Raw genomic sequence first — 2,701 nt, 5'->3', positions numbered from 1 at the left:
TGCGCGACGCTCCCACGGCTTGTAGGCACACGGTTTCAGGTACTATTTCACTCCGCTCCCGCGGTACTTTTCACCATTCCCTCACGGTACTATCCGCTATCGGTCACCAGGGAATATTTAGGCTTAGCGGGTGGTCCCGCCAGATTCACACGGGATTTCTCGGGCCCCGTGCTACTTGGGTGTCTCTCAAACGAGCCGCTGATGTTTCGACTACGGGGGTCTTACCCTCTACGCCGGACCTTTCGCATGTCCTTCGCCTACATCAACGGTTTCTGACTCGCCCTGCCGCCGGCAGACGACAGAAGAGAGATCCCACAACCCCGTACACGCAACCCCTGCCGGGTCTCACACGTATACGGTTTAGCCTCATCCGGTTTCGCTCGCCACTACTCCCGGAATCACGGTTGTTTTCTCTTCCTGCGGGTACTGAGATGTTTCACTTCCCCGCGTTCCCTCCACACTGCCTATGTGTTCAGCAGCGGGTGACAGCCCATGACGACTGCCGGGTTTCCCCATTCGGAAACCCCCGGATCAAAGCCTGGTTGACGACTCCCCGGGGACTATCGTGGCCTCCCACGTCCTTCATCGGTTCCTGGTGCCAAGGCATCCACCGTGCGCCCTTAAAAACTTGGCCACAGATGCTCGCGTCCACTGTGCAGTTCTCAAACAACGACCAACCACCCATCACCCCGGGACAACATCCCGAGTGCACTGGGGCCGGCACTGAAGACAGGCCATACGGCCGTACCCTCAGATACCCAACAGCGTGCCCGACACGAATCTCTCTCAGGGCTCACGTTCCACGCCGAAGCAGTACTAGTGATCCATCAAGTCGATCGTGCCGAGTAGTCAACGTTCCACCCATGAGCAACCAGCATCAGACATTCGCTGATGTACTGGCCTCTGAACCAAGCAAGCTTGGCTTAGAAGTGCTCCTTAGAAAGGAGGTGATCCAGCCGCACCTTCCGGTACGGCTACCTTGTTACGACTTCGTCCCAATCGCCAGTCCCACCTTCGACAGCTCCCTCCCACAAGGGGTTGGGCCACCGGCTTCGGGTGTTACCGACTTTCGTGACGTGACGGGCGGTGTGTACAAGGCCCGGGAACGTATTCACCGCAGCAATGCTGATCTGCGATTACTAGCGACTCCGACTTCATGGGGTCGAGTTGCAGACCCCAATCCGAACTGAGACCGGCTTTTTGAGATTCGCTCCACCTCGCGGTATCGCAGCTCATTGTACCGGCCATTGTAGCACGTGTGCAGCCCAAGACATAAGGGGCATGATGACTTGACGTCGTCCCCACCTTCCTCCGAGTTGACCCCGGCGGTCTCCCGTGAGTCCCCAACACCCCGAAGGGCTTGCTGGCAACACGGGACAAGGGTTGCGCTCGTTGCGGGACTTAACCCAACATCTCACGACACGAGCTGACGACAGCCATGCACCACCTGTACACCGACCACAAGGGGGCGACCATCTCTGGCCGTTTCCGGTGTATGTCAAGCCTTGGTAAGGTTCTTCGCGTTGCGTCGAATTAAGCCACATGCTCCGCCGCTTGTGCGGGCCCCCGTCAATTCCTTTGAGTTTTAGCCTTGCGGCCGTACTCCCCAGGCGGGGCACTTAATGCGTTAGCTGCGGCACGGACAACGTGGAATGTTGCCCACACCTAGTGCCCACCGTTTACGGCGTGGACTACCAGGGTATCTAATCCTGTTCGCTCCCCACGCTTTCGCTCCTCAGCGTCAGTATCGGCCCAGAGATCCGCCTTCGCCACCGGTGTTCCTCCTGATATCTGCGCATTTCACCGCTACACCAGGAATTCCGATCTCCCCTACCGAACTCTAGCCTGCCCGTATCGACTGCAGACCCGGGGTTAAGCCCCGGGCTTTCACAACCGACGTGACAAGCCGCCTACGAGCTCTTTACGCCCAATAATTCCGGACAACGCTTGCGCCCTACGTATTACCGCGGCTGCTGGCACGTAGTTAGCCGGCGCTTCTTCTGCAGGTACCGTCACTTTCGCTTCTTCCCTGCTGAAAGAGGTTTACAACCCGAAGGCCGTCATCCCTCACGCGGCGTCGCTGCATCAGGCTTTCGCCCATTGTGCAATATTCCCCACTGCTGCCTCCCGTAGGAGTCTGGGCCGTGTCTCAGTCCCAGTGTGGCCGGTCGCCCTCTCAGGCCGGCTACCCGTCGTCGCCTTGGTGAGCCATTACCTCACCAACTAGCTGATAGGCCGCGGGCTCATCCTGCACCGCCGGAGCTTTCGACCATCAAAGGATGCCCCCGATGGTCAGTATCCGGTATTAGACCCCGTTTCCAGGGCTTGTCCCAGAGTGCAGGGCAGATTGCCCACGTGTTACTCACCCGTTCGCCACTAATCCCCACCGAAGTGGTTCATCGTTCGACTTGCATGTGTTAAGCACGCCGCCAGCGTTCGTCCTGAGCCAGGATCAAACTCTCCGTGAATGCTTTACATCACGGGAGCGGAACAGTCGGAGGAATAATCCGACCGTTCACAGCGTCCTCGCTGTATTTTTCTTCAAAGGAACCTCAACCCGATCGAAGAACCGATCAGGTCGGGGTATCAACATATCTGGCGTTGACTTTTGGCACGCTGTTGAGTTCTCAAGGAACGGACGCTTCCTTTGTACTCACCCGAGAGACTCTCTCAGGCTTTCCTCCGGGCGCTTCCCTTCGGT

At 58.1% G+C, this 2,701-nt stretch carries 2 rRNA genes (1 of these 2 cut by a window edge); both read right to left on the bottom strand.

What is annotated here, in order from left to right:
- A 23S ribosomal RNA gene (locus ACFW48_RS38260) occupies positions 1-634 on the bottom strand (it extends 2,567 nt beyond the left edge of the window).
- Positions 635-940: 306 nt separating this feature from the next.
- Positions 941-2,468 (bottom strand): 16S ribosomal RNA (locus tag ACFW48_RS38255).
- Together the 16S and 23S rRNA genes form the textbook arrangement of a ribosomal RNA operon.
- Positions 2,469-2,701: the final 233 nt, after the last annotated feature.

This window comes from Streptomyces sp. NPDC058812 (genome assembly GCF_042744565.1).
Lineage (GTDB): Bacteria > Actinomycetota > Actinomycetes > Streptomycetales > Streptomycetaceae > Streptomyces > Streptomyces thinghirensis.
The sequence above is the reverse complement of the archived record's forward strand: the minus strand, read 5'-3'. Positions and strand labels throughout refer to the sequence as shown.